At 50.1% G+C, this 22,048-nt stretch carries 24 protein-coding genes and 2 pseudogenes; 6 read left to right on the top strand and 20 right to left on the bottom strand.

Annotation, left to right across the window (positions count from 1 at the left end):
- Positions 1 to 34: 34 nt before the first annotated feature.
- From J3351_RS13215 to J3351_RS13195, 5 genes are all read right to left on the bottom strand, one after another.
- A complete protein-coding gene (locus J3351_RS13215) occupies positions 35 to 376 on the bottom strand; it encodes a replication initiator protein A (RefSeq protein WP_207697934.1) in 342 nt (113 codons plus the stop codon).
- Positions 377 to 1,265: 889 nt separating this feature from the next.
- Positions 1,266 to 2,843 (bottom strand): MobQ family relaxase, encoded by a 1,578-nt coding sequence (mobQ, locus tag J3351_RS13210; RefSeq protein WP_374222256.1) that lies wholly within the window; start codon positions 2,841 to 2,843, stop codon positions 1,266 to 1,268.
- Positions 2,844 to 3,112: 269 nt separating this feature from the next.
- Positions 3,113 to 3,430 (bottom strand): DUF3847 domain-containing protein, encoded by a 318-nt coding sequence (locus J3351_RS13205; RefSeq protein WP_055185906.1) that lies wholly within the window; start codon positions 3,428 to 3,430, stop codon positions 3,113 to 3,115.
- A gap of 75 nt (positions 3,431 to 3,505) precedes the next feature.
- Positions 3,506 to 4,774 carry a GHKL domain-containing protein gene (locus tag J3351_RS13200; protein ID WP_207697932.1) on the bottom strand — a complete coding sequence of 423 codons (1,269 nt, stop codon included), beginning with the start codon at positions 4,772 to 4,774 and terminating at the stop codon, positions 3,506 to 3,508.
- Positions 4,771 to 5,469 (bottom strand): LytTR family DNA-binding domain-containing protein, encoded by a 699-nt coding sequence (locus J3351_RS13195; RefSeq protein WP_207697931.1) that lies wholly within the window; start codon positions 5,467 to 5,469, stop codon positions 4,771 to 4,773. Before J3351_RS13195 ends, J3351_RS13200 begins: the two co-directional genes overlap by 4 nt.
- A gap of 179 nt (positions 5,470 to 5,648) precedes the next feature.
- On the opposite strand from J3351_RS13195, the gene J3351_RS13190 reads away from it, so the two are divergent.
- From J3351_RS13190 to J3351_RS13170, 5 genes are all read left to right on the top strand, one after another.
- Positions 5,649 to 6,227 (top strand): accessory gene regulator B family protein, encoded by a 579-nt coding sequence (locus J3351_RS13190; protein ID WP_097783063.1) that lies wholly within the window; start codon positions 5,649 to 5,651, stop codon positions 6,225 to 6,227.
- Positions 6,167 to 6,430, top strand: a complete 264-nt coding sequence (locus J3351_RS14385; protein ID WP_374222254.1) for a cyclic lactone autoinducer peptide — start codon at positions 6,167 to 6,169, stop codon at positions 6,428 to 6,430. Before J3351_RS13190 ends, J3351_RS14385 begins: the two co-directional genes overlap by 61 nt.
- 265 nt (positions 6,431 to 6,695) lie before the next feature.
- On the top strand, positions 6,696 to 7,442 hold the full coding sequence (locus J3351_RS13180; RefSeq protein WP_133300985.1) for a hypothetical protein: 747 nt from the start codon (positions 6,696 to 6,698) through the stop codon (positions 7,440 to 7,442).
- 31 nt (positions 7,443 to 7,473) lie between these two features.
- Positions 7,474 to 7,863 carry a hypothetical protein gene (locus J3351_RS13175; protein ID WP_055187026.1) on the top strand — a complete coding sequence of 130 codons (390 nt, stop codon included), beginning with the start codon at positions 7,474 to 7,476 and terminating at the stop codon, positions 7,861 to 7,863.
- Positions 7,864 to 8,058: 195 nt separating this feature from the next.
- Positions 8,059 to 8,574, top strand: coding sequence for a hypothetical protein (locus J3351_RS13170; protein WP_055187025.1), 516 nt, complete (start codon positions 8,059 to 8,061; stop codon positions 8,572 to 8,574).
- 190 nt (positions 8,575 to 8,764) lie between these two features.
- On the opposite strand, the gene J3351_RS13165 is transcribed toward J3351_RS13170, so the two are convergent.
- The 3 genes and pseudogenes from J3351_RS13165 to J3351_RS13160 form a co-directional block, all read right to left on the bottom strand.
- Positions 8,765 to 9,106: a hypothetical protein gene (locus J3351_RS13165; RefSeq protein ID WP_133300986.1), complete on the bottom strand. Its 342-nt coding sequence runs from the start codon at positions 9,104 to 9,106 to the stop codon at positions 8,765 to 8,767.
- Between the two features lie 173 nt (positions 9,107 to 9,279).
- Positions 9,280 to 9,540, bottom strand: coding sequence for a DUF6061 family protein (locus J3351_RS14205; RefSeq protein WP_081028504.1), 261 nt, complete (start codon positions 9,538 to 9,540; stop codon positions 9,280 to 9,282).
- An 88-nt stretch (positions 9,541 to 9,628) separates the two neighbouring features.
- Positions 9,629 to 9,961: pseudogene (locus tag J3351_RS13160) on the bottom strand (toprim domain-containing protein); the annotation flags it as partial.
- 45 nt (positions 9,962 to 10,006) lie between these two features.
- Here J3351_RS13160 and J3351_RS13155 point away from each other — a divergent pair.
- Positions 10,007 to 10,390 (top strand): DUF2513 domain-containing protein, encoded by a 384-nt coding sequence (locus tag J3351_RS13155; protein ID WP_119194699.1) that lies wholly within the window; start codon positions 10,007 to 10,009, stop codon positions 10,388 to 10,390.
- A 68-nt stretch (positions 10,391 to 10,458) separates the two neighbouring features.
- Here the strand turns inward: J3351_RS13155 and J3351_RS13150 are convergent, their stop codons facing one another.
- The 12 genes and pseudogenes from J3351_RS13150 to J3351_RS13095 all read right to left on the bottom strand — a co-directional run.
- Positions 10,459 to 11,514 carry a CD1107 family mobile element protein gene (locus J3351_RS13150; protein WP_207697929.1) on the bottom strand — a complete coding sequence of 352 codons (1,056 nt, stop codon included), beginning with the start codon at positions 11,512 to 11,514 and terminating at the stop codon, positions 10,459 to 10,461.
- The gene (locus J3351_RS13145) at positions 11,504 to 11,779 is read right to left on the bottom strand and encodes a DUF4315 family protein (RefSeq protein WP_207697928.1); all 276 of its coding nucleotides are present in this window, start codon (positions 11,777 to 11,779) and stop codon (positions 11,504 to 11,506) included. Before J3351_RS13145 ends, J3351_RS13150 begins: the two co-directional genes overlap by 11 nt.
- 2 nt (positions 11,780 to 11,781) lie before the next feature.
- Positions 11,782 to 12,507, bottom strand: a complete 726-nt coding sequence (locus J3351_RS13140) for a phosphoadenosine phosphosulfate reductase (RefSeq protein WP_207697937.1) — start codon at positions 12,505 to 12,507, stop codon at positions 11,782 to 11,784.
- Between the two features lie 13 nt (positions 12,508 to 12,520).
- On the bottom strand, positions 12,521 to 14,431 hold the full coding sequence (locus J3351_RS13135; protein ID WP_207697927.1) for a C40 family peptidase: 1,911 nt from the start codon (positions 14,429 to 14,431) through the stop codon (positions 12,521 to 12,523).
- On the bottom strand, positions 14,428 to 15,453 hold the full coding sequence (locus J3351_RS13130) for a DNA cytosine methyltransferase (protein ID WP_207697936.1): 1,026 nt from the start codon (positions 15,451 to 15,453) through the stop codon (positions 14,428 to 14,430). The genes J3351_RS13135 and J3351_RS13130 overlap by 4 nt, the downstream gene beginning before the upstream one ends.
- A gap of 63 nt (positions 15,454 to 15,516) precedes the next feature.
- The gene (locus J3351_RS13125; RefSeq protein ID WP_207697926.1) at positions 15,517 to 16,281 is read right to left on the bottom strand and encodes a hypothetical protein; all 765 of its coding nucleotides are present in this window, start codon (positions 16,279 to 16,281) and stop codon (positions 15,517 to 15,519) included.
- 159 nt (positions 16,282 to 16,440) lie between these two features.
- Complete coding sequence (locus tag J3351_RS13120) at positions 16,441 to 17,061, bottom strand: hypothetical protein (RefSeq protein WP_207697925.1); 621 nt, start codon at positions 17,059 to 17,061, stop codon at positions 16,441 to 16,443.
- Positions 17,062 to 17,080: 19 nt separating this feature from the next.
- On the bottom strand, positions 17,081 to 19,495 hold the full coding sequence (locus J3351_RS13115) for a VirB4-like conjugal transfer ATPase, CD1110 family (protein WP_374222255.1): 2,415 nt from the start codon (positions 19,493 to 19,495) through the stop codon (positions 17,081 to 17,083).
- Complete coding sequence (locus tag J3351_RS13110) at positions 19,446 to 19,850, bottom strand: PrgI family protein (RefSeq protein ID WP_207697924.1); 405 nt, start codon at positions 19,848 to 19,850, stop codon at positions 19,446 to 19,448. The genes J3351_RS13115 and J3351_RS13110 overlap by 50 nt, the downstream gene beginning before the upstream one ends.
- Positions 19,851 to 19,864: 14 nt before the next feature.
- Entirely contained in the window at positions 19,865 to 20,728 is an 864-nt protein-coding gene (locus J3351_RS13105; protein ID WP_113992836.1) for a VirB6/TrbL-like conjugal transfer protein, CD1112 family, read from the bottom strand.
- Positions 20,729 to 20,796: 68 nt separating this feature from the next.
- Positions 20,797 to 20,880, bottom strand: a pseudogene (locus tag J3351_RS13100) (Maff2 family mobile element protein); the annotation flags it as partial.
- Between the two features lie 90 nt (positions 20,881 to 20,970).
- Positions 20,971 to 22,048, bottom strand: a 1,078-nt coding sequence (locus J3351_RS13095) for a recombinase family protein (RefSeq protein WP_207697923.1), incomplete at its 5' end; no start/stop codon positions are given.

Raw genomic sequence — 22,048 nt, 5'->3', positions numbered from 1 at the left:
TTTTGGCGGTTCTTGAATCGTGAAAAACGCAGAACTATTCAACATTTGGAATTTTCACAAAGATGTGATTGGGCGAAGAAAACCGCGTTCGTCTGCGCTCAATCAATCCCGCAGCGTCCAATTCCTTGAGCGCACTGGAAACACTGACAGTGCTGCGCCCTAGCCGCTCAGCCAAAGAGCAAATCGTAAAAATGACAAACACGAAACCATGTTCATCTATCCAGAGTTTTTTCTGCGAGAGCGTGGCACGGTCGAGCAGCAGCACATAAGTCATTTTTGCAGTCTGGCTCAGGTCAAGTTCCAAAAGGAAGCGTGGGTATGGGAGAAACGGCGGCAGCAGAGTTTGCGTGGTAAGATATTCTGAAATGTTGATCACCTCCAGCTGAAGCAGAAATCAGGAACAAAGAGTATGTAACGAGAATTGGTGGGTTCCAATTCTCCAGTCGCAGAAAAGCACGAAACAAGTGCTCAACTGCGTTAATAAGTTAAGGTCTCCCATATTGGTCCTCGACTTCCCTAGGAGTGGGGAATCGTCCGGCGGCGGGCTTGCACCGCACCATTGGCATTTCAGCCACCCCGTCTTCGTTATGACCGGGCTGCGAGTTACAGAAGTACCTTTTGTGAAGTACCGGACGATTGAACTATTCTGTTTTCAAAGAACGGAGTTTTATAGAAAATCTTCGGAATTTAAGGCTTCCGAAAAATTGTCCCTCTACTTACGAGCCATCGAAAACGACCAAAAAATAGCCTGAAAAAGAAATTTGTCGAAAAGTTTTTGGAAAATATAGTTGAGGTGGCTGTTTGATTAAAATAACATTGACCCATGGGGCGACCGATGGAGGACGGAACTTTGCAACAATGGCAGTGCCTAAAGTTGAAAGTGGTCTTGAAAAAGATGCCCTACACTTGGTAGGCATCGAGAACGCCTGTTTCGTAGCATTGGTGAGGAACTTGTAATTGAATTGTAATTCTTGAGACCAAATCTCCGCTTTTGAAAAAATCCTCTCAATAGGTAGGCAACGAAAACAGCCCAAAGACAACCATCTTTTTGAGAATTAACAAAAAGGTCACAAATGACTAGCCTTCAAAGAAGCGTTTCTACTATTAACAGAAAAAGTGGCCTAAAATGGGGGGTGTTGGAGAAAATTTCCACCTTAAAAATGCGCCTTTACTCACTAGCCAACGAGAATAGCCAAAAGCCAACAAAAACGAATTATGTATTTCTGCCACTGATTGCAACAGCATATCGGTGACAGAAAGATCGTTTAGAGCGATTCTTCGCGGTTTGGGGTGGTGGAAATCGTTTTGTGGTTGGACTTTTTCTGCTCAAGCTGCTCCAGCTGTTTCAGCACCGATTCCTTTTCCGGGGTCTTGCCGCCCGGTGCGGAAAGCTGCTGCTTATTCAGCACCATGTCGATATATTTGCGGATGTTTTTCAGGGCGGAGATGTCCGGCTGCAAGATTTCCAGTTGGGTGCGCAGCTCTGCGCTTCTGGATTGCAGCGCAGAAAATTCGGCATCCAATGCCGAAAAATCCACCGCTGTGCGGCCGTTCAGCTTCATCAGGGTGCGGACAGCTTTATTAAAGGTGTCAAGTTCCTCCTTGTGCTGGGCGGCATAAGCGTCCTTGGTCAGCTTGAAGTTCTTCTTGATAAAGGTGTCATGGATGGGCTTCAGCTTGGCATGGACGGCGGCAGCGTCCTTGATCTGGGCGATTGCCCGCATACGGTTTTCGTTCTGCTTCAACTGCCTGCGGAGAGGGGCGGCAGTCTGGTTCAGGTTAGAAATTGCGGTGTCCAAATCCTCGATGGCGTTCAGAGAATGGGCTTTCAGGTAGTCCACCGCCCGTTTGACTTCCTCAAAGTCCCGGACAGTGCATTTCAGTTTTGCCTTGCCAGACCAATCACTGCGCTGCTCGTTGCGAAGGTTGAAATAATCCACCAGCAGGTCGGACAACGTGGGTTCCTTCGACTTTTCCAGAGCGTCCAGAAGAAGCTGCTTCTTTTCGTTCAGGTCTGCGATCCAGCGTTGCAGCCCACGGATGGCGCTGCGGATGGACTGCATCAGGCTGTTGGCGGCTCGAATATCACGATTCAGATTGCCGAGAAAAGTTTCGATGCCACGTTTTTCCATCTGGTGTGCAGCGGGACCGAGATGGACGGTCGGTATCTGCTGGATGCCCTGCCGCTCAAAGGAGCGCAGGTCAACACGTTCCGGGCGGCCAGCCGCTTCCAAATAGCGGTTGATGATGGTTTCCCAGCTATGCCGCCAGATCTCGGCGTACTTCTGGTCGTTCCAGTCCACCGTGTTTTCCTTGTGACACTTCCAGTTGCCGGAGGGGAGTTGGATGCGCTCGCCGTTCTCGTCAAGGTCGTAGACCTTTCGGGCTTTTGGAAGCCACCTGCCGTGTTCGTCCATTGCCCGGAGCGTTAGCAGAATGTGGGCGTGTGGGTTATCATCTCCCTTGTCGTGGATGGCAAAGTCGGCTATCATACCCTTGGCAACAAACTGCTCCTGACAAAATTCTTTTATCATGGAGAGATACTGTTCTTTCGGAACCTCCACTGGAAATGCCAGCACGATGCGCCGGGCAAGTTGGGAGTTCCACTGGTTCTCCACGGCTTCCACGGCGTTCCAGAGGGTTGCCCGGTCTGCAAATCCGGGCGGCGCATGGGACGGCAGCATGATCTCGGCGTGGACAAGCTCTTTCTTCTTGTTGTAGAATTTTGTTTTCTGGTCGTACTCGCTGAACAGCCGTTCGCCGCTTTGATAAGCGGTCCCGGCAACAGCGGACTGTCCTTGGCTGCGCTTGACGATGGTGATTTTGAAATGCGGACACGGAATAGGCATCACCTCCAAACAAAAAGACCGCCCAGCAAGATTGCTCTTGATGAACGGTCTGGAATCGTATTCGGTTTTGCTCGCCGCCTTGGAACGGAGTGCTGTGCGCTTCGCTCTCAGGCGGGAGCCGCAAAAGGATAGCTGCAAAGCAGCGCAAGGAAAATGCAGTTTTCCTTGGGATGGAATCGGGCTGGCGCACAAACGCCAGCTTCGATTTCATCGAGCCGTCTGCAAGACCGCAATTTCACCGGAACGGTGTATAATTGCGCCCTTTATTCTAAAGGGTTTGAAACGCTGCGGCGTTCCTGCAAGTCGTGAATCATCTTTGCAAGTGCCAGCGCAACTTCTGGTTGACGGAACGCAATTTTCAGCAGCTCCATCACCTGATCGTTGGTGAGTTCTTCCGGCGCAATCAGAAAACTTTCCAGCATTCCGGCACGGGTACACAGACGATGCACACGGGCTTTGCGGGTCAGCTCCGGTATCTGATGTTCCAGAATTTTCTCACGGTGCTTGTAGTAGCGTAGCTGCTGCTCCGCTTTGGCTTTTTCGCTGCGGAGATAGGCAAGGTCGGATTTGGGCTGGGTCATAGCATCACGCTCCTTTACAAAATAAAGAGCCAAACAATCAGTATAAAGGCTGATCATTTGGCTGTGGAAACATATTTAATTTTCGCAGTTCAAGCGAACTTGAACCGTAAATACACCGTCTTTCTTTTTCGTGTAGAAGTCACCATGGTTTTCCTGAACGATACGGTTTATATTTTTTAGCCCGTAACCATGATGTTCTCCGATGCGGATTCCGCGAGAAGTATCACTGTATGGGTTTTCCAGCCGATAGAAAAGGCTCCGATATTGTTTGCGCAGCTGTAAATGGATGGTTCGCTGTTCCGCTGGCAGACTGCAACAGGCTTCAATGGCATTGTCAAATGTATTTCCGAGGATGATGCTCAAAGACAGCGATGAGATCGTCAGAACTTCAGGAATCGTCACATCCAGTTTGACCTTGATGTTATTCTTCTCTGCGATGCGTAGGTAATAATTCAAAAGAGCATCAACAACAGGGTTTCCGACAGCAGAAACATTTGTGGAACGCTCAAAAATATCCGTGGCAGCTTGTGCAATCTTGTGAAGTTCTTCGGTATCGCCGTGTTCTGCAACTGCCTGCATCGCCAGAATGTATTTCTTCACATCATGCCGTAGAGAACGGACTTCTTCCTGACGTTCTTTGAGCTGCTGGTAGTATTCCATTTGAAGATTGTACTGCTGCTCGTTGAACTTGACTTTGAATTTTTCTAGCTCATTTTCCCGGAGAGCTTCCACATAGAACACAATCAGGATGTTTATAAGGAGAAGCACCGCCATAAGACCGACCATATAATCCGGGAAATACTCATCCGCAGCATGATACTGTGCCACATAACAGACAGCAATACTTGCGATTTGAATCGCAATGATCGGCAGCAGCCATAGGATGCGCAGAGCATTTCCTTTTCGGCTGAAAAAATGTGAGATCAGGACTACGAGTGGAATTTGAATCAGGTTTGAAAAAACAACATAGACCAACCGTGCTGCCCCAGCCTGCATCAGAATGTCGGTATCCGGGATGCGCAGCCCAATCAAAAGCATTGCAAACACTTCAACCAAAGCAGCCAGTGTAAAGAAGGCTCCGCTTGCGAAAACTGCCTGCCATGGGCGCACCTCATAGAACAGCAATGCAAGGAGAAATCCGCCAACTAAAAGATAGATCGTGCGCTGCGTTACCCAATCCGGGAATAAGCTCAAATCACATTGCCCCGCGACAAAAAGTACAACATATAGATAGAACCATCTTGAAACAGGTTCTTTTTTAGAAAACAGCCGACCGATAAAAAGCAGCAACAGGGCAATGTTGGCAAAGCTCCCTGCAAACTCAACGAAATAATATAGCATCATCTTCCCAAATAAGCGTTGAAGTTCTGATTGAACTCCTGACGCTTCCTCCTGCTGATCGGCAGCTGATGTCCGCTGGAAAGAAAAACAGCGGTTCCCGTAGCGTAAACAATGTGTTCCATGTTGACGAGATAACTTTTGTGTGGTGACACAAAGCACCGTTTTGGAAGCTGCTCCAAGGCTTCAGGAATGCTCATTCGCAATGTAAGGTCTTGCTCCTTGCAGTGAATCAGAACTTTATGTCCGTGGCTTTCCAGAAAGTAAATGTCCGATGTTTCCAAGGATATGGTAACACCATCGTATTCGATTGTAAAATGTTTGGAGTTCAGTTCCTGAAGGACGGCATCCATTGCCGCAGCGAACAGAGTCTGATCCAAAGGTTTGACAAGGTAGCGGAATGCAATGCCATATCCCTGCACAGCGTACTCATGCCGCTTCGTGACAAATACCACCAAAGGATGCTTCTCCATTTGGATCAAAGACTGCGCCAACTGAAAACCGTTGGATGGCATCTCGATATCGAGCAGAAGCAGATCAAAGGATTTCTTCTGCATTTGCAATTCGCTCAGAAGTTCGTTTCCGTCCATGTAAGTTTCAATGTCAAAGCAACCTTGCACATCGTATCGCTGGACGCTTTGAACAATACCATCAAGGTCTGACTTCTCATCATCGCAGACTGCAACGTGGTACTTCAGCATTTCGACAACCTCCACAAAATAATGTTCTGATACTATTATAGACTGTGCAAAGGCTCCTTACAAGTAGCCTGACTTACCACTTTTGTCACCAGAACGACCAGTTTTGCCAAACCTCTTGATTTTGTTGAAATTTATGATACAGTGAAGCAAAAATCAGAAGATAAGGTGGCGCAACTGCAATGTGGGAACGCACGCTGTCTCAGAAATTAGTCCGTCTTTTCTGCGAACAAAAAGTGGTAGACGAATCAAAAGCGGATGCGTATGTCTATGGGTACGAGTTGCTCATATCGTCTGTTGTAAGTGTTTTGCTTGTCATCCTCGTCTCTGCCGTGTGTGGTGATGTTCGATACTCACTTTCATTTTTGATTGGGTTTATCCCGCAGAGAATCTACATTGGTGGATATCATGCAACGTCGCACACCAGATGCTATCTGGCATTTACCGGACTGGCACTTATCTGCATTTTGCTGAGTAAAGTAATTGCAGCCAATCACCTTTTTCGTATCCTGACAACAGCAGCTCTTATGGGCATCGCTATCTTTTTCTCTCCGATAGAAGCAACGAATAAGCCTTTAGGCAAAAAGAAGCGGTTAAGCTATAAGATGGTCGCATCTGTTCTTTCGTCAATAGATTTCCTGTTTGCCATTTTCAATGTGCTTCCGGACACCCGCAGTATAACGGTATACTACATTTCAAAATGGGTTTTAGTGATTTTTGCAATCATTCCGTTTTTTCAGAAACAAGCGAAGATATCCTAAGGTACGAGGGCGTTCATGTGTTTTCAGAAGATGAATGCTCTAAAAAATATCAAACGAAGGTAACAGAAATGAAAAAGATTATGTTGCTCTTGAGCAAGGTCACTTGCATTATGGCAATGGCTCTCGCAGTCTTGAGCGTGAACAGCACCTGTGGCTTTACGGCATATCAGCCGGATGTCCCGGAATCGCTTGAGCATGACTGAAATTCATATGAAAGGTAAGATAGCGATACTCTTACGGGATATATTTCTTGATAATTTTCTAAAAGGAACTGTTCGATTATGTTGGAGCTGCTTTCATTCATTATGTTGATTGTTCGTCAGCTTTTCTATATTCTAGGCGTCCTTGCATTTGGAAAATATCTCTTGAAAAAGTGAGAGCATCGATAATCAATGTACTTCGGAGGTGTTTCCGATGCACAGATGAGAGTCCGTTGTTCTATAGGAATGCATGAAAGGAAAAAACAAAATGAAAACAAAAACATATTTGCGTTATATTTCCTGCGTGTTAGCGGTGCTGCTTTGTGTTGCTTCCATTATGCCCATTGCCTTTGCAGATTCAACAAATCATGGCAATAGCGAATCTCTTTTGACAGGATCAAATTATTCTGTTTCGTACTCGATGAATGGAAAAGATGTTGTTGAACAGCTTACAATTCGTGATGGAGGTATCACACGAATTACGCGTACGGTGCATCCTAATGATGTGATGGACATTGTTGTTGTAGGTGCATCTGGTGAATCAACAACATCAACTGCAAGAAGTGACTATAGCTTGTTCTATGAAATTTATCAAGATCAGCAAAATTACAAAAACGGACAGCTGGCACAAATTCCTGCACTCACTGGAAGCGAGGTGACAGGGTCGCAGTTCAAGCACCGCTATGTTGGCACAAGTGCAACCGATACGGTTTATGCTAGTGATTTGCGTAAATGCAAAAAAGCATCTGATGTAGCCAGTATTTTAGCAACTGCATGGGGAAGCACACCAGCAGCAGTTATTTCTTCTACAGCATCGTTTATTTTCGATCAGATGCTTCAGAGTATGTCCTCGGACTGCTATAAAGTGACAATATCTTCTATTACGTATGAAGTCCTATTTTCCTATGACAATAGCTACTATACACATTGCTATCATCAAACTGTCAAGGAATATAAGTCAAATGGCTCTTTGATTCGGTCTAAAACGGATTATTATCAGGCCATTGGTGGCTGATAGTGACTTCAAAGAACAGGGAGAACATGTAATGGGATTCTTTAAGCAAAAAGGGCCACTCCAAAGAGATTTCTGCGAAGTATTGCTATATGTTGTGGCTTTATGGGCATTGAAGCCAGCAAGCCTTCAGGATATCCTGACGGTGAATCAATGCGATGGAATGTGGTTCTTTTCCGCAGCATTTTTTGCCATTGTTTTTGTAGGAATCGTTTCAGATTATCTTCTGATTACAAATCATTTCGTTGCATGGAAAGCAATACACGGCAATGTCAATCAAACAACATTTCAGGAACTTCAGAAATTTGCGCTGTGCGAAAATCAAAAAGTTGCTATTGAGCCAAAGTTGGCAAGTTGTATTTTAGTGGTTTTGGCAGGTTGTTTAACAGCGGCATTCGTATGGTTCACATTTATTTGCCGATGAGCATACACCTGAGTTGAAAATTTGCGGCTTTATAGTGTGATGAGGTGGCTGTTAGTGATATTGCTTTTGATCACGATGATGCCAATATACTAAAATTTTGTAAGAGGTGATTCCAGTGCAGAATTAAGCGAAAAAGAATCCAAATTGTAGCTGGGTGACTTGTAACAGTCAATAAAATATAAGGAGCAAATCGACATGAAAAAGATGACCCGAAATGAATTCCTTAAAATGGCTGGAACGAGTGCTGCGTTGGTTGTTTTCAACACAGTTTTGATGCCTGCTGCTGTTGCAGTTGAACCAGGCGTTGTAGCACTTTCTTCCAAAAAATCTAGTATCGAAATTGATAAAGGAACAACTGTAAACTCTGCAACATTCAAACTTGTCCCAATTTCTCGCGAAACCTTCTGGGGCGATGCTGGTTCATGTACACTTGATTATCTGTCTGAAGGGTATATCCAATGGACGATTACCGTTCCGGGTGCAGTAATTGTTTCCTTTGAAGGTAACCTGCATTTCAATAAACTTGGTACACCCTTTGGAACCTTTGATCATGCCATTTCTGCATACGGCACAATCGGTACGGAAGATGTAAAATATGGACTCTCTAAAGGAAAATGGGAGGTTGAGTTTACTGGAATTGCTACTGCGGCTAACGGCGATATGTATAGTGTCGTTGATGGCGCAACATTAGCTTTCAGTGTCACCAAATGATTCTGCCATATAATCTACGTATTTGATTTTTACAAAATAGCTTATCACATAGAACAAGCCCCACCTGCAGTAGATTCTTCGATTTGGAATATCTATTGTAGGTGGGGCTTTTAGATAAATTTATTTATTCAAGTTTGCCTTTATGTCTTTAAGGAGTTTTTATAGAGAGATAGCTTAAAAAACGATGATATCACAATTGCTGGATTTCTTGTTCGGCCAACCAAGCGAGTTTATTCCAGTTGTTTACACGACACCGTTTGCCGATAAATTCCAATATTTTTTTGTGAGTTTCTTTTGGCAGAGTATCGCCATTATGACATGCAAGAAATGTAAAAGGTTTAGGGATGTCTTCTTTTTTATCGGCCAATAATAAAATATATCCGATATACTTTCCCTGTTCAGATATCACATAAAATTCAGGTAGACAGTTTTCTTTACTGCTCTGAACAATTTCTTTAAAAATGTCTAATGGTATTTTTTGGGGAACAGCAGAGGCATAGACGTATTGAATGGCATTATCTTCATTTTTCAACCATGTAATCTCCATACTTATCTTCTTTTCCTTTTTGCAAACACAGTTAAAGCATTAAATATATTGTTATTATACCACATTTGTTGTGTGTTGGACTATGATTTGAAATTATTTGGCATTTTAACCAGTTTATCAAATGACTTATTGTGCGAGTAAGAGAATTTTAATCATAATCATTCGCTTGACCAATTTGTAACACAAAATACGTTACAATGATTTTCGGCGGTAGCCATGAAAAAACGATGACACTCAATCCTCCGTGTCAACCCCACTGTAAAGTAGCGGGTTGAGGATGTTCTGAGGCAGTTGGGCATCCTGTTGGCGACGGCAGAGCCATCCGTGAACCGGGCTTCCACTCGGTTGGTGTCTATGTTGTAGCGGAAGGAAAGCAGTTTTTGAGAGTGATTATGGTCGAAATTCTGATTTCGTTTCATTTGAATAGCTCCTTTAATGATTTTGAAATTTGATTTTTGACGAGATGAGGTCTCTTTTTTCTTTCTCTTGAGTCACCTAACCGCACTACCCTGCATCACAGGCATTGACGATGGTATCCACGTCGGAGCGATTCATCAGAGCACGGAGATTTTCAAAGGCGTCCTCTTTGCCGGGTGCCAGCACATAGCGGAACGGCTCCGGCAGAATGGGAAGATCGTCATAGCGCCATTTCTTGAAATTCTCGTCATAGCCGCCCGCATCCATCGGGGATACCAAGTGCCCCACACACCAGGATACGAGAAGGCCGTTGCCCTCATAAAAGCCGTCGGCCCTGGATGAAGCACCCAGGGCCGACGCGATAGATTTTGCTACGCTCGGTTTTTCGGCAATAATCAGTTTCAAATAAGCTACTCCTTTCATTGCGATAAGTAGTAAAATAGTGTATAATTCAAAAGAGGTGATTAAATGCAACGCGATATGGATCTTATCAGGAAAATTCTTTTTGTCATCGAAGGAAAATATGTCGATACTTGGCTCCCAGGGAGCGATGTTCAAATTGATGGCTACGACATGAAAACTATTGCATATCATTGTGCATTGCTTCACGATGCCGGTTTAATTTATGACTATAAAGCTCAGTATGCGGGAGATGGACTTTGCTTTTTTGGTGTTGGGCGCTTAACTTGGGAAGGACATGAGCTTTTAGACAAAATCAAGAGTGATACCGTTTGGAATAAGACAAAGGAAACTATTAAGTCCAAGGGGATACCACTTGTCCTTGATGCCGTAAAGGAAATATCGTCCGCAATCGTTACATCAATGGTTAAAGCCGCAATCCAAGGAATATAATCGAAGAACTGTGCGACCTGTTTTGACAGGTACGCACAGTTCTTTTTTAATGGATTTTACTATACGGGTCAGTTGTCTTTTATATCGCCACTTTCATCTTCGGTAAGATATTCCTCATCCTCAAAATCGTAATCGTCGGGATCGGCGCTGACCTTCACGCCCTGCTTCGGCTTGATGAATTTCACATAGGCAAAGGCTCCGCCACCCGCCAGCGCCAGCAGCAGGACAATGACCAGCAGACCGCCGCTGCTCTTTTTCTCCGGCTGCTCCGGTTCAGGCTCCGGCTCCGTCACAGGCTCCTTGCCGCTGCACTCGGAGAGATTGTTCTTGCAGACGGGGCAATTCGTATTCACCGCGCCAGCCGCACACTTTTCCTTGCAGTTGCAGACGGCGGGCGTCTCCGCCGCGGGCGCATCGTCGCCCATGAGCGTCAGAAGGTCAGCCTCGTCCACCTGGTTCAGAAAATGCACGGTTTCCTCGCCCTCATCGTCACGGTCAATAATGATATAGAACACATTGCCGTTCTTCGTTTCCACCGTGATAAACTGCTTGCCGCTCCGGGTACTGCTGCCGATATCGTCGATCAGCGACAGGTTCCCGTCCGGCGTCAGGGCGACACCTCCGCTGCCGCCCATAAGCTGCTCAAACAGCTCGCTCAATTTATCAGGATCAATGGACAGAGATAGGCCGCCGTCAGCCTCGCCGCCCGTATCGCTGAGTGTCATATAGCCGGAATAGACATAGCCGATCTTTTCCGGCAGCCGGATCATGTACCAGTCGCCATCCGTGCCGATGACCTCTACCACCGTTCCGTTGGGAAGCTGCGTAAAGGCGTAGTTATCCAGCCCAGCACCCGTGCGGACATTCAGCTTGCCACCATTGGTGGTGACGGTGCCGGTCTTGCCGGATTTCTCCGTGCCGCCCAGCATAGAGCCAAACAGCGCAGAGATCAGTTCGGAAAGATCGTCCCCGGTGATATCCGTGCTGTCAGTCGGTTCCGTCTGTGCCTCGGAGGTGGGAGCTGTATCCCCGCCACTTGCAAAAGCGACCGTAGAAAAGGCCGTCATGCAGAGCATAACGGTCAGCAGCACCGTAAGTGTGCGGATCATGTGCTTATTCTTCATCGTCGGTGCCCTCCATCATGTCGGGATCAGCGGTGCCCTCCCTTTCCATCATCCCTTCCGGCAGGGAGATCATGCCGCTGGCGTAGGCGCGCAGGAAGGCGGTCAGCTCCTTGTTGTCCATGTGGACAGCTTTTACCATGCGGACGATCTCCAGATTTTCTTCCTCCGCAAGCTGCGCCTCCAGCGCACGAAGGCGTTTCTGCTGCTCCGTGATCTTCTCCCGGACCTTCTCAATATCACGACGGATCTTCTCAGTAGTTGCCATGGTCAAATAAACTCCTTTCCAAATCGTTCTCTCCATGAATAGTTGCGTCCAAGCCCCTGAACGGTTTTCAGGTTGGCCCGTGCGTTATCCTCCAATGCCAGCGCACGCCGGAACAAATCCGGGTAATGCTCCCGCAGATCGATGATCTCCTCCGCCCGCATACTGGGGCAGAAAAAACAGGAGGACTTTCCTGGCTGCGGCAGGTCCGCCGCCTCGATCGCCCGGATACACGCCGCCCGGTCCCAGCCCCATTCCATCAGGGGATACCATTTGCTGTACTTCGGGTCTGCCAGATCACGCAGAAGGACCTTATTGCTGCGGTAATGCTCGCCAGCATCATAGCCGATGAACTTGACCACCTTTTTCCCGCTGGCCCAAACCTCACGGCACGGAGGATAATTGTTGCAGAACTTTTCCTGCGGTCCGATCTTGTGTTTCAGAGAACACCGCTTGAAGCCGTAGGCGATAGAGGGCAGCGTGCCGCTTTTCAGACATTCATCCTCCAAGGTCAGCCGATTGCCGTCCTTTGTGGTCTTATAGACCCGTGTGATCTCCGGCATACCGTGATCCTTCAGCCAGCGATCCATGATATCCAGATAGGCGTAGGTATGGGGATGCTCGCCGCCCGTATCCGCAAACAGGATCAGGTCAACGGGGATACGGTGCTGGTGCAGCCCAATAAGAAGGGCGGTGCTGTTTGCACCGCCGCCATAGGAAACAATATTGATATGCTCACCTCCATCAATCATACGGCGGTCTGCCGTAGGCGTAAAAGTGCTGTTGCCAGTAGCTTGTATTGAGCCTTGCGTACTGGATCGGGTCGCCGCAATGCAGAAACATGGGGTTACCCGCTTCGTCCAGTCCTACATAAAAGCCGACATGGGAGATGCCCGCGGTATCATAGGTCCCAACGAAAAATACCAGGTCGCCCGGCTGCGGATCGGATACCCGTGCGGAAATGTTGTATAGGCCTTGGGCTCCCAGCCGCCCGATATTGCATAGGCCGCTGCTTGTCAGAACATAGCTGACAAAGCCGCTGCAATCAAACGAAGTGGAGGGGCTGCTGCCGCCCCAGACGTAGGGATATCCCAAGTATTTTTCCGCCTCCGTAATAAGCGCCGCAAAGCGTTCATCGGAGAGGTATTCCGCAGGGATTTCATAGTCCTCCGGCGGGGTCGTGATGTACTTGTCCACATACCATGAGGACGGGAACAGGTCGGATCGGTTCCCCAGCGTGGACATATACACGGCATACATGGAAAGCGTCTCCGTATCCATGATGTAAACGGGAACATGGCTCAGATCGAAGTTTTCAAGCTCCACGGTGCAGATGTAATACGTGTACGGGACTTCCACCTCATACTCGTTGCCCTCACTGTCCGTTCTCGTCTCTGTGCGGTAGCGGGTTTCCGTGGTGACCGTCTCGGTAAGGATATATTGCTTGTCAAACAGCATTTGAAGATCGCCTTGTACCTGGTCAATGGTGAACTGGCCCTCATGGAGCGCCGACAGGATGGACAGTAGCACATAGGGATCGTGCTTGATCTCGTCCAGATCAAAATGGTACTCGTCATAGTCGTGGGTCTGCTCGTAGGTGTCCAGATACTCCCGCAATTCATCCTCCATCGCGCAGTAGGCGGCCTCCGCCGCCAGCAGGTCCGTATCCTCGGAGAGATAGGAGGACGCAACGATGTTGGACACACCTCCGCCGAAGATGGAGGAACAGGATTGCAGCAGCCCCAGCAGCATGACCAGCAGCAGGCCGATCCCACCCACAATCAGAAATGCCTTTTTGTGTTTGGAAACAAACTCTCCGGCCTTCTTCGCCGCGTCCGCGCTTTTCCTCGCGCCCTTCGATGCTGTCTGCGCCGCTGCTGCCGCGTCCCCGGCGCTATGCGCCGCCCGGTATGCGGCGGCATACTGTTTTTGCAGCTTCTTTTTCTGCCACATCCGGGAAATAGGATTGCTGGCTGCCAGCTGCGGATTCTCCCGCAAAGCCTTTTGGTACAGCGCCTCCGCGTTGGCCTGAACCGCCGCCTGCTCTGCATGGGATACCTCCCGCCATGGTTTCAGCTTGCGATCTGTCTGCCAGTTTTGGAGCTTGCGGTTTCCGTAGCGGACAGCCTTTTCCATGCCGCGCTCCGTCATGTGCCCCGCCTCCACGCCAACATTTTCCTGTTCTACCTCATGCACCTTCGCATGGGCGGCGTGGCCGATCTCCTGCAGCGGCCGTGCCAGCGGATTTACCGGCTGATGAAATGAGGGCTGCTTTTCGGGAATGGCGGCTCTTGCCGCGTCCAGCTTATCCGCCGCCTTGTCGGACTTGCGGATCGCCTTTTGCAGCTCCGGCGCAGCGCGTTCCTCGTCTGTAAACTGCAAACGGGAGGATGGGCAATCGCTGGCCGCCGTACCCTCCCGGTAGGACCTGCGTCGTTTCCGGCGCTTTTTCTTTTCGCTTTTGTGGATACGCCGATCATCTAATCGCTCCGCCGCGCTGTGAACAAACGCCGTGGAATCGCCGGAGGGGGAATAGTCCTGCTCCGGCGCACGGTCTGAAACATGGCTCGCCTCGCCTGTGACCATGTTGACGGAAATGGCTCCGTCGCGGGTCATCTTCTGCGCCTCCTTCTCGGCGGCCTTCCATTCCTTCATGCGTCACCACCTGCCTTTCCGTAGGGGCAAATGCTCACGCACTCGCCTGTCTCGATCATAGAGATATATTTGAAAATGGGGTATGCCTGCGGCGGGCAGACCGCGTTGCCCAGGGTTTTCAGCCGTAGGGCGCGGTCTGCGGTGTTCTCGGTGATACGGGGGACTCCCTCCGGCTCAGCGGCCCAGAGGATACGTCCGTCCATTTCCGGGGGAAGCCCATGAGCCATTCCACCCAATCCGGGTTCAGCGCCGCCGTCTCGGATATCGGCCGCTCCTGCCGGATCACCTGGGATGACAGGTTGGCAGACGGAGCGCTGTTGCGAAACGCCGCCGGTTTCAGCGTGGAGCGGTAGCCCTCCGATGCTGCCGGGGTCAGATAGAATACCGCCGCCGACAGGCTGAGGCTCCAGATCGCGCCGCTCTTGTTCACCTTGCGGAATATTCCGTTGTCGGAGAGGTACACATCCAGGTTGGCCGCGTCCCTGCAGGTGTTCTTGTCGGAGGCAAGGGGTGTGGGAAACATCAGCCGCGACGATAAAAGTTCGCTGGCGCTCATGCCATGCGCCGACGCCGCAAGCCGGAAATACGAATGGGAGAACAGCGTATCCCGCTTTTGCCAGGTCAAAGATCGTTTTGTCGAGCCCCATATTGATGAAGCCAGCAACATTTTCCCCAAGCACCCAACGGGGCCGCAGTTCGGTAATAACGCGGCACATTTCCGGCCACAGGTAGCGTTCATCCGCAAAGCCCCTTCGCTGCCCTGCGGTGGAGAAGGGCTGACAGGGAAAGCCGCCTGAGATGACGGTAACTGTTTCAAGTCCTGTTTTTTCAAAAAACGCCTCCTTCGTAAAAGTAGTAATATCCCGGAATCTCGGCACATCCGGCCAGTGCTTTTCCAGAACGGAATAGGGATAGTCTGCCCACTCGCATTGACAGACGGTGCGGAAACCCGCCGCCTCCGCCGCCAGATCAAGCCCACCGATGCCGGAAAACAGGCTTACATGGGTCAGCTGATTTGCTATTTTGTATTCACCTCCTGATTTTGGGCATAGAAAAACCTCGCTTCGGTTGAAGCGAGGTTTTCTTCATCGTGAATATAACTTTGAAATTGGTAATGCAGCACATTCTTCTTTATCGAAATACAAGTACAAGAATTGATGGTACTTTTTCTGATAAATGTCCTCAAACTCAAATTTCAAAATAGAATGATATTTCTGAGTTACCTTGGAAAAATCAAAAACGAGGTTGAACTCCCCAGCGTTCGCACACAAATTGTACTGCGGAGATATAAGCCAGCCACTTTCATTTTTTACAGGTTCGGCATCGACACCGGTTTCCTCATAGTATGTATAGCCCTTATAATCAATCTTATCGTAAAAATCATCAATGGGCGTTGTAGCTATTTCATCAAGAGATGCCAGCCCCTTAACACTTTTTAGATCGTAAAGGTACACACATATCTGAAATGCTGTTGATAATCCCTTGTTTGTTACCTTGATATTAGCACTCTTCCTAAATCCATCTGGCTCCGTTTTTCCTGGTGTTCTAAGAATAATATATCCGTCATTGTAGATTCGGCCATCTGTGTCATTAAATATTCGGAATACTTTATTCTGGGCGTTGTTGTCAAGTGCTGAATATGCGTCAACATCCAAACAAGGAACAACACTTAACTCTTGCTGCTTTTTCAAACACCACACAGATAAAAACAAGCCTCCAACCACACCGACAAACCCCAACCAGTCCCATCCTCCTGTTGGAAATGAGTAATTAAACCACATCGGAAGAAGTACAAACCACAGATATGTTCCAAAGACAAAAGCAACCATGTATCCTACATATTTCTTCAATATACATACCTCCTCACTATGAACGCCAACATTATAGCATACATATTCCCGATAAGGTAGAAGAAATATTTATTGTGACTAAGCGTATTATACTGAAATTGCCTTATTTACTGTTTTTTGCGGCTCTTTTTACCATGGCATTGTGTAACTAGGGTCAGCTCAGTCATAGTCGGCCTCGCTGCCGTCCGGGTCATAGGGCGTCAGATGCGCGCGCCGCAGCTTTGCCTCCAGAATGTCATAGCAGGTGACGCCCTGATCCTCCGCAAAGCCCCACCTGCAGTACATCCTGCGGATCGCCGGGTGGTCGCCGGAGAGGTTCTTTTGCAGCCGCGCAAGCTGCCGCTCCGTTTTTACATCCAGAACACGATTACGGAGATATCCGTACTGTGCCAGCAGGTCAAAGAGATCGCCCACCAGCATACGGAAGGCGCTGCCGGAAATGATGTAGGCGGGATCATTGCTGGAAGCTGCACGCTGCTTTTCTCTGATTTTTGCATCATGCTCTTTCAGTACGGCAGTCAGCGGCGTAAGCTCCGCCGCCTTCAGTTCGGCAAGATCATCCCGGTCCCCGAACGCCAGGTAGCGTCCGGGAATGAGCCAGTCGTCAAACTTTTTCTCCGCGATTTCGCCGTAGTGCTTTGACGTCTCGACCAGATTTGCCATGTCCTCCTCGTCCTTCACCTTCCCGGCGAGGAATGCGAGCTGATGCAGCAGACCGTAAAGATGCACCTCGTCACGGATATGCTTTTCGTAGGTTTTGCTGTCGATCACATATTTCATATCTTGTCCCATCCTTTCCTTATCTGCTTTCCCCGTCGTGGGCGACCTCGCTGGGCTTGGTCGTGAGAAGTTTATACAGCTCTGTATCCTTCGGGAACTCGTCCCGGAACGGAAGGATCACATTCTGGAAGAACAGAAGACCGCTGCCGGGGTCCGCGTTGGTCACATAGGCAAGCTGCTCGGCGGAAATGTTCAGCCGCTCCGTCATCAGCTTGCGGTCGCCAGCAGACAAGTTCAGCAGGTAGATGAAATCGCTGTTTTCCAGAATGTTTTCAATCTCCGGCGAGGAAAGCAGGTCTTTGGGGTTCTGTGTCGCCCCGGTCGGGACGCCGCCCCACTTTCTAAAACGCTTCCAAATCTCGGCGCTGTACGCTGCCGTCTGTTCCTCCTTCAAGAGCAGGTGAAATTCGTCCACGAAATACCAGGTGGCCCGTCCAATGGAGCGGTTCACCGTGACGGTGTTCCACACCGCGTCCTGGACAATGAGCATCCCCGGCTTTTTCAGATTCTTGCCGAGGCCCTTGATATCGAAGCAGACAAGGCGGTTGCGGATATCCACGGTGGTACGGTGGTTGAAGAAGTTGAGCGAGCCGTTTACATACAGGTCGAGCGCCTGAGCCACGCGCTCCGCCTCCGAGATGCCCTGCGCCATGAGCGCGTCCAGCAGATCGCCCAGCACGGGCATATTCTCCGGCCGCGGGTCCGCGAAGTACGGCTGGTAGATCATCTGCACGGCCCGGTCAATGACGGTTTTCTCGATAGCCTCCAGCCCCGTCTTGCTGCCCATGATAAGCTCGCAGAAAGACAGCACGAAATCACTTTTCAGCGCCAGCGGGTTTTCTTCCTCGCTGTAATTGAGGTTGATATCCAGGGGATTCACATAGTCGCGGCTGTTGGGGGAAAGCCGGATCACCTGACCGCCCAGCCGGTTCACCAGCGGGGAGTATTCATCCTCCGGGTCGCAGATGATGACGTTATCCTTCGTGGTCAGCATGACATAGGTAATCTCCCGCTTGCAGCTCATGGACTTGCCGCTGCCCGGTGTGCCGAACACAAGGCCGTTGGGACAACGGGACTGCTTGCGGTCCAGCAGGATCATGTTGTTGGAGAGAGCGTTGAGGCCGTAATACATGGCATTGCCGCCCATAAAAAGTTCCTGGGTGACGAAGGGGATAAATACCGCCAGCGCCGATGTGGTGAGGCTCCGTTCGATCTTGATACGGTTGAGGCCCAGCGGCAGCGAGGACATAAGCCCGTCCTCCTGCTGGAAGTCCAGCCGGGTCAGGATGCAGTTGTGCGTCTGGGCGACGCTGGCCGACTGCGAAACGGCAATCTCCAGCTTTTGTTTCGTGGGCGCCAGATGCAGCATGAGGAAGGTCATATTGAACATTCTCTCGTTGCGGCTCTGCAAATCCTGCAAGAGATTTTTCGCCGCGCCGCCGTAGGTGGAGAGGTCGGAGGGGAGAATATCCAGATCGTAGCCGCTGCGGGCGGCCTTCTTCTGCTCTTGGATCTTCATGGCGTCCAGATCGGTGATCTTGCGCTTGACCATCTTGATGGCCTCGTTCTGGTTGATGCCGCGGACGTGCATGGTGACGAGAAGGTTTCCCTCCACATCCATGAAATCCGTGAGGATACGGTCCTGAATCTCCGGGGCCAATATCTGCAAAAAGGACACCGCGCCGTACATTTCGCCGATGCGGAAACGCCGCGTCTCGCCAAACTCGAAGGAAGAAGGCGCGATAAAGTCCTTGACGGACAGGCCGCTTGCCGGGAGCCAGTTCCATTCAAAGGCGAATTGTCCGCCCTCCGGATGGAGAAGGCCATGCAGCAGCGCCAGCCGCTCTTTGCCGTCCAGCACCCTTGCGCCCGCGCCCATGACCTTGAAGCGGTTCAGGGTGTCTGCCTCGATCCGGGAAAACCTTGCCCGCGCCGCCGGAAGATTTTCCGCCTCGATGGTCAGCGTGACATATTTGCGCTTTACAAAGCCGTTGTTGCCGCGCTCATACTGTATTTGCAGGATGCCGGACGCCTCCACGCGCATATCATCCAGCGCGTCGCCCTGGGCGTCCATGCCGAACAGGTTTCCGTTCTTGTCCTCATGGCGGCTGCTCAGGGTCATTTGCACGCCGATGGAGGGATCATAGCCGTTATAGAAATCGCAGAGGCGTTCAAAGATATCCCGCTGGTCGTCCGGCCCCGCCAGACGGTAGTTGACGTCCTCATAGGCTATGGTCTTGGAGAAAAGCCGGTCGTCCAGCCTGCACAGGCCGTCCGGGTACAGGTTCCGAAACGGGATGCTGTCCTGCACGGTATGGGGCTTGCCGTCGCCCTTCGCCTGCCGGATGATGGCTTCAATCTGTTTTCGCTCCGCCCGCGTGAGCTTACGCTTTGCGGCGGGCTGCGAGTTTTCCGGTTTTGCCGTTCTTTTCAGCAATCGCCCGTACCTCCTTTTCCAGTTTTGCCTGCCGCACCAGGGCGGAATAGGCGTTGTTGGTCTGATAGATGCGCCGCTTCGGACGGATGAACTTGCATTGGATCAGGTGCCCCAGGATCACTTCCAGCGTTTGTCCATTTTTCTCATAGAGGGCAAACAGGAAGAACGGGAGCATGACAAGGATCATGCACAGCGCCGCCGAGGTCGTACCCATGCTGCCCTTGCTCAAAAAGAAAAGCGGCACTCCCACAAGCGCCGCCGATCCGAAACACACAAGCTGCCGCTTCGTCAGGCCGAACAGCATCTTGCTTTTGATTTTTGTCAGGTCCTTCGGGACCGTTACGTATGCCAAAATTGATACCTCCTTTAATGCGCTCCGAACAGGCTTTTTGCAAGGCTGCCGGTTTTGAACAGCGTGTAGCACAGCAGCACCGTGTAGCCCATGCACTCCCAGATCGCCACGGTAATATCATCCCCCACGGCGATATTCTGTACCAGCACCGCATAGATGCCGACGCAGACCATAATAAGAAATGCCTGAAAGCCCAGCGCCAGCAGGGACTTCAAGTAGTTCTGCCCCGTATGGCCCCATTCCCGGTTGACCATCGTGGCAAACGGGATCGGCCCCACGGATACGGTCAAATACACCTCGATCATTCTTCCGTAGATCACAAGGAAAATGGCAATGGTGAGGATATGCGAACAGAGGCCCACAAAGACGCTCTGAAACCACAGGCCCAGCAAAGAACCGATGCTCCAGTCCGCCAGCGTTGTTTCCAGATCACCCACAACGCCGGAAATGTCGATCCCAGCATCGGAGATGATGACGCCTGCGCTCTGATCGACCACGCTCTGCGCCACGTCGAACACCGCCATAACGATATTCCAGGTGTTCGTGACGATCAGCACCGCGCAGAAGGTCTTGAAAATCCACTTCCAGAAAAGCCAGGTGTCAAAATCATGGAGATTATTTTTTTCGACGATCAACTGGATCAGCTCATAGCACATGACGAAGGTGAGGATGATGCCTGCAATGGGGACAATGACCGTTTCGGACAGGCTGCGGATCATGTTGAAGATACCGCCGTTCCAGCCGGAGGGCGTCATGCCGACCTCGCCTGCGATCTCGGCCACCTTCGTATTCACGGTATCAAAGGTCCCGGAAAGGTTTGAGATGATGCCGTCGATCAGCACCTCCTTGAACCATTCCTGGATCGTGTCGATTATCACGGGAGATCACCTCCTTGGAGGCAGCTCCCGCCGTGAAACGGGAGCCGCCTCTGAGATTTTGATAGGGCTCAGCCCAGCAGACCGGACAGCAGGGGGATCAGGGTCACGCCGATCAGCGCCACACCGCCGCCCGCGACGAGCTGTTTTATTCCCAATTAGGTGTAAAACTCTGCTCGATGGCGGGCGGCGGCGTACAAAAAATCTATATGGTGTTTTTAAGAGAACCGTCCCTGCGGGACAGGTCAGGCAGTGACCTGTTCCACCTCCGGGATGGGTTTGAGATTAAAATGAATTTCGATAGAAATGTGTCTTGTTTTATCTTCGTCAATGCGCTCATGCACGACGATTTCTTTGATTAAGCGGTTAAGGGTGGCTGCGTCCAGCTCTGTGATGTTGGCGTATTCCTGAATGGCTTCCACCCATTGTTTTGCGTCATTGGCAAGCTGGACTTCATCGGACAGCCGCTTTCTGCCCTCGGACACTTTTGTTTTAAGCTCCGTCTGCTCGCTCTGTGTCTTTTCCAGCATGGTGTTGAAATTCTGCTCACTGATACGCCCTGCAATCATATCCTCATAAAGCCGCATGACCATTTTGTCCAGAACCTCAATCCGTTCCTCGTCCCTTGTAAGGGAGCGTTCCATTGCTTCCCGTTGTTCCCGCTGCTCTGCTTCACAGGTATTGGTCAGGCGGTCGGCAACCGCTTCCCCGTCCATCAGGGCAGCTCTGGCACATTCCCTGATTTTCCGCAGCACATGGCTGTAAAGGGTGTCATAATCAATCCGGTGCTGGGTGCAGTGGTTCTTTCCAAAGGCATTGTAGGTCTTGCAGGAATAAATCTGCTGGGGATGTTTTGCGTTTGTGTAGCGTATCGTCAGCGACTTCCCACACTCGCCGCATTTTATCAGTCCGGCAAACAGGCTGATTTCATTGGTCTGTCCCGGACGCTGGCGGGATTTCAGCTTGTTCTGCACAATGTCAAAGCTCATGCGGTCAATCAGCGGTTCATGCTGTCCCTCCACCACAATCCAGTCCTCCGGCTTCTTTTCCCCAATCGTGCCGATTTTGAAACGGTAGTCCTTTTTCTGGGAAGCAATCGCCCCGGTGTAGACGGGATTCATCAAAAGGTCTTTGATAACGGAGAAGTCCCACATATACCGCCCGTTTTCGGGGTCTTTCTTTTCCCATTTGGTGCGGGTATTGCGAAGCCCCCGTTCCCGGTTCCACCATGTGGGGCAGGGGATTTTTTCTTCCTCCAGCCGTCTGCGGATATAGTTCGGACCATGACCGTTTAGGGCATATCCGAAAATCAGCCGCACAATC

The sequence above is a fragment of the Faecalibacterium sp. Marseille-Q0746 genome, from assembly GCF_017377595.1.
In the GTDB taxonomy this organism is placed as follows: domain Bacteria; phylum Bacillota; class Clostridia; order Oscillospirales; family Ruminococcaceae; genus Faecalibacterium; species Faecalibacterium duncaniae.
This window is presented reverse-complemented; position numbering and strand designations above follow the sequence as displayed.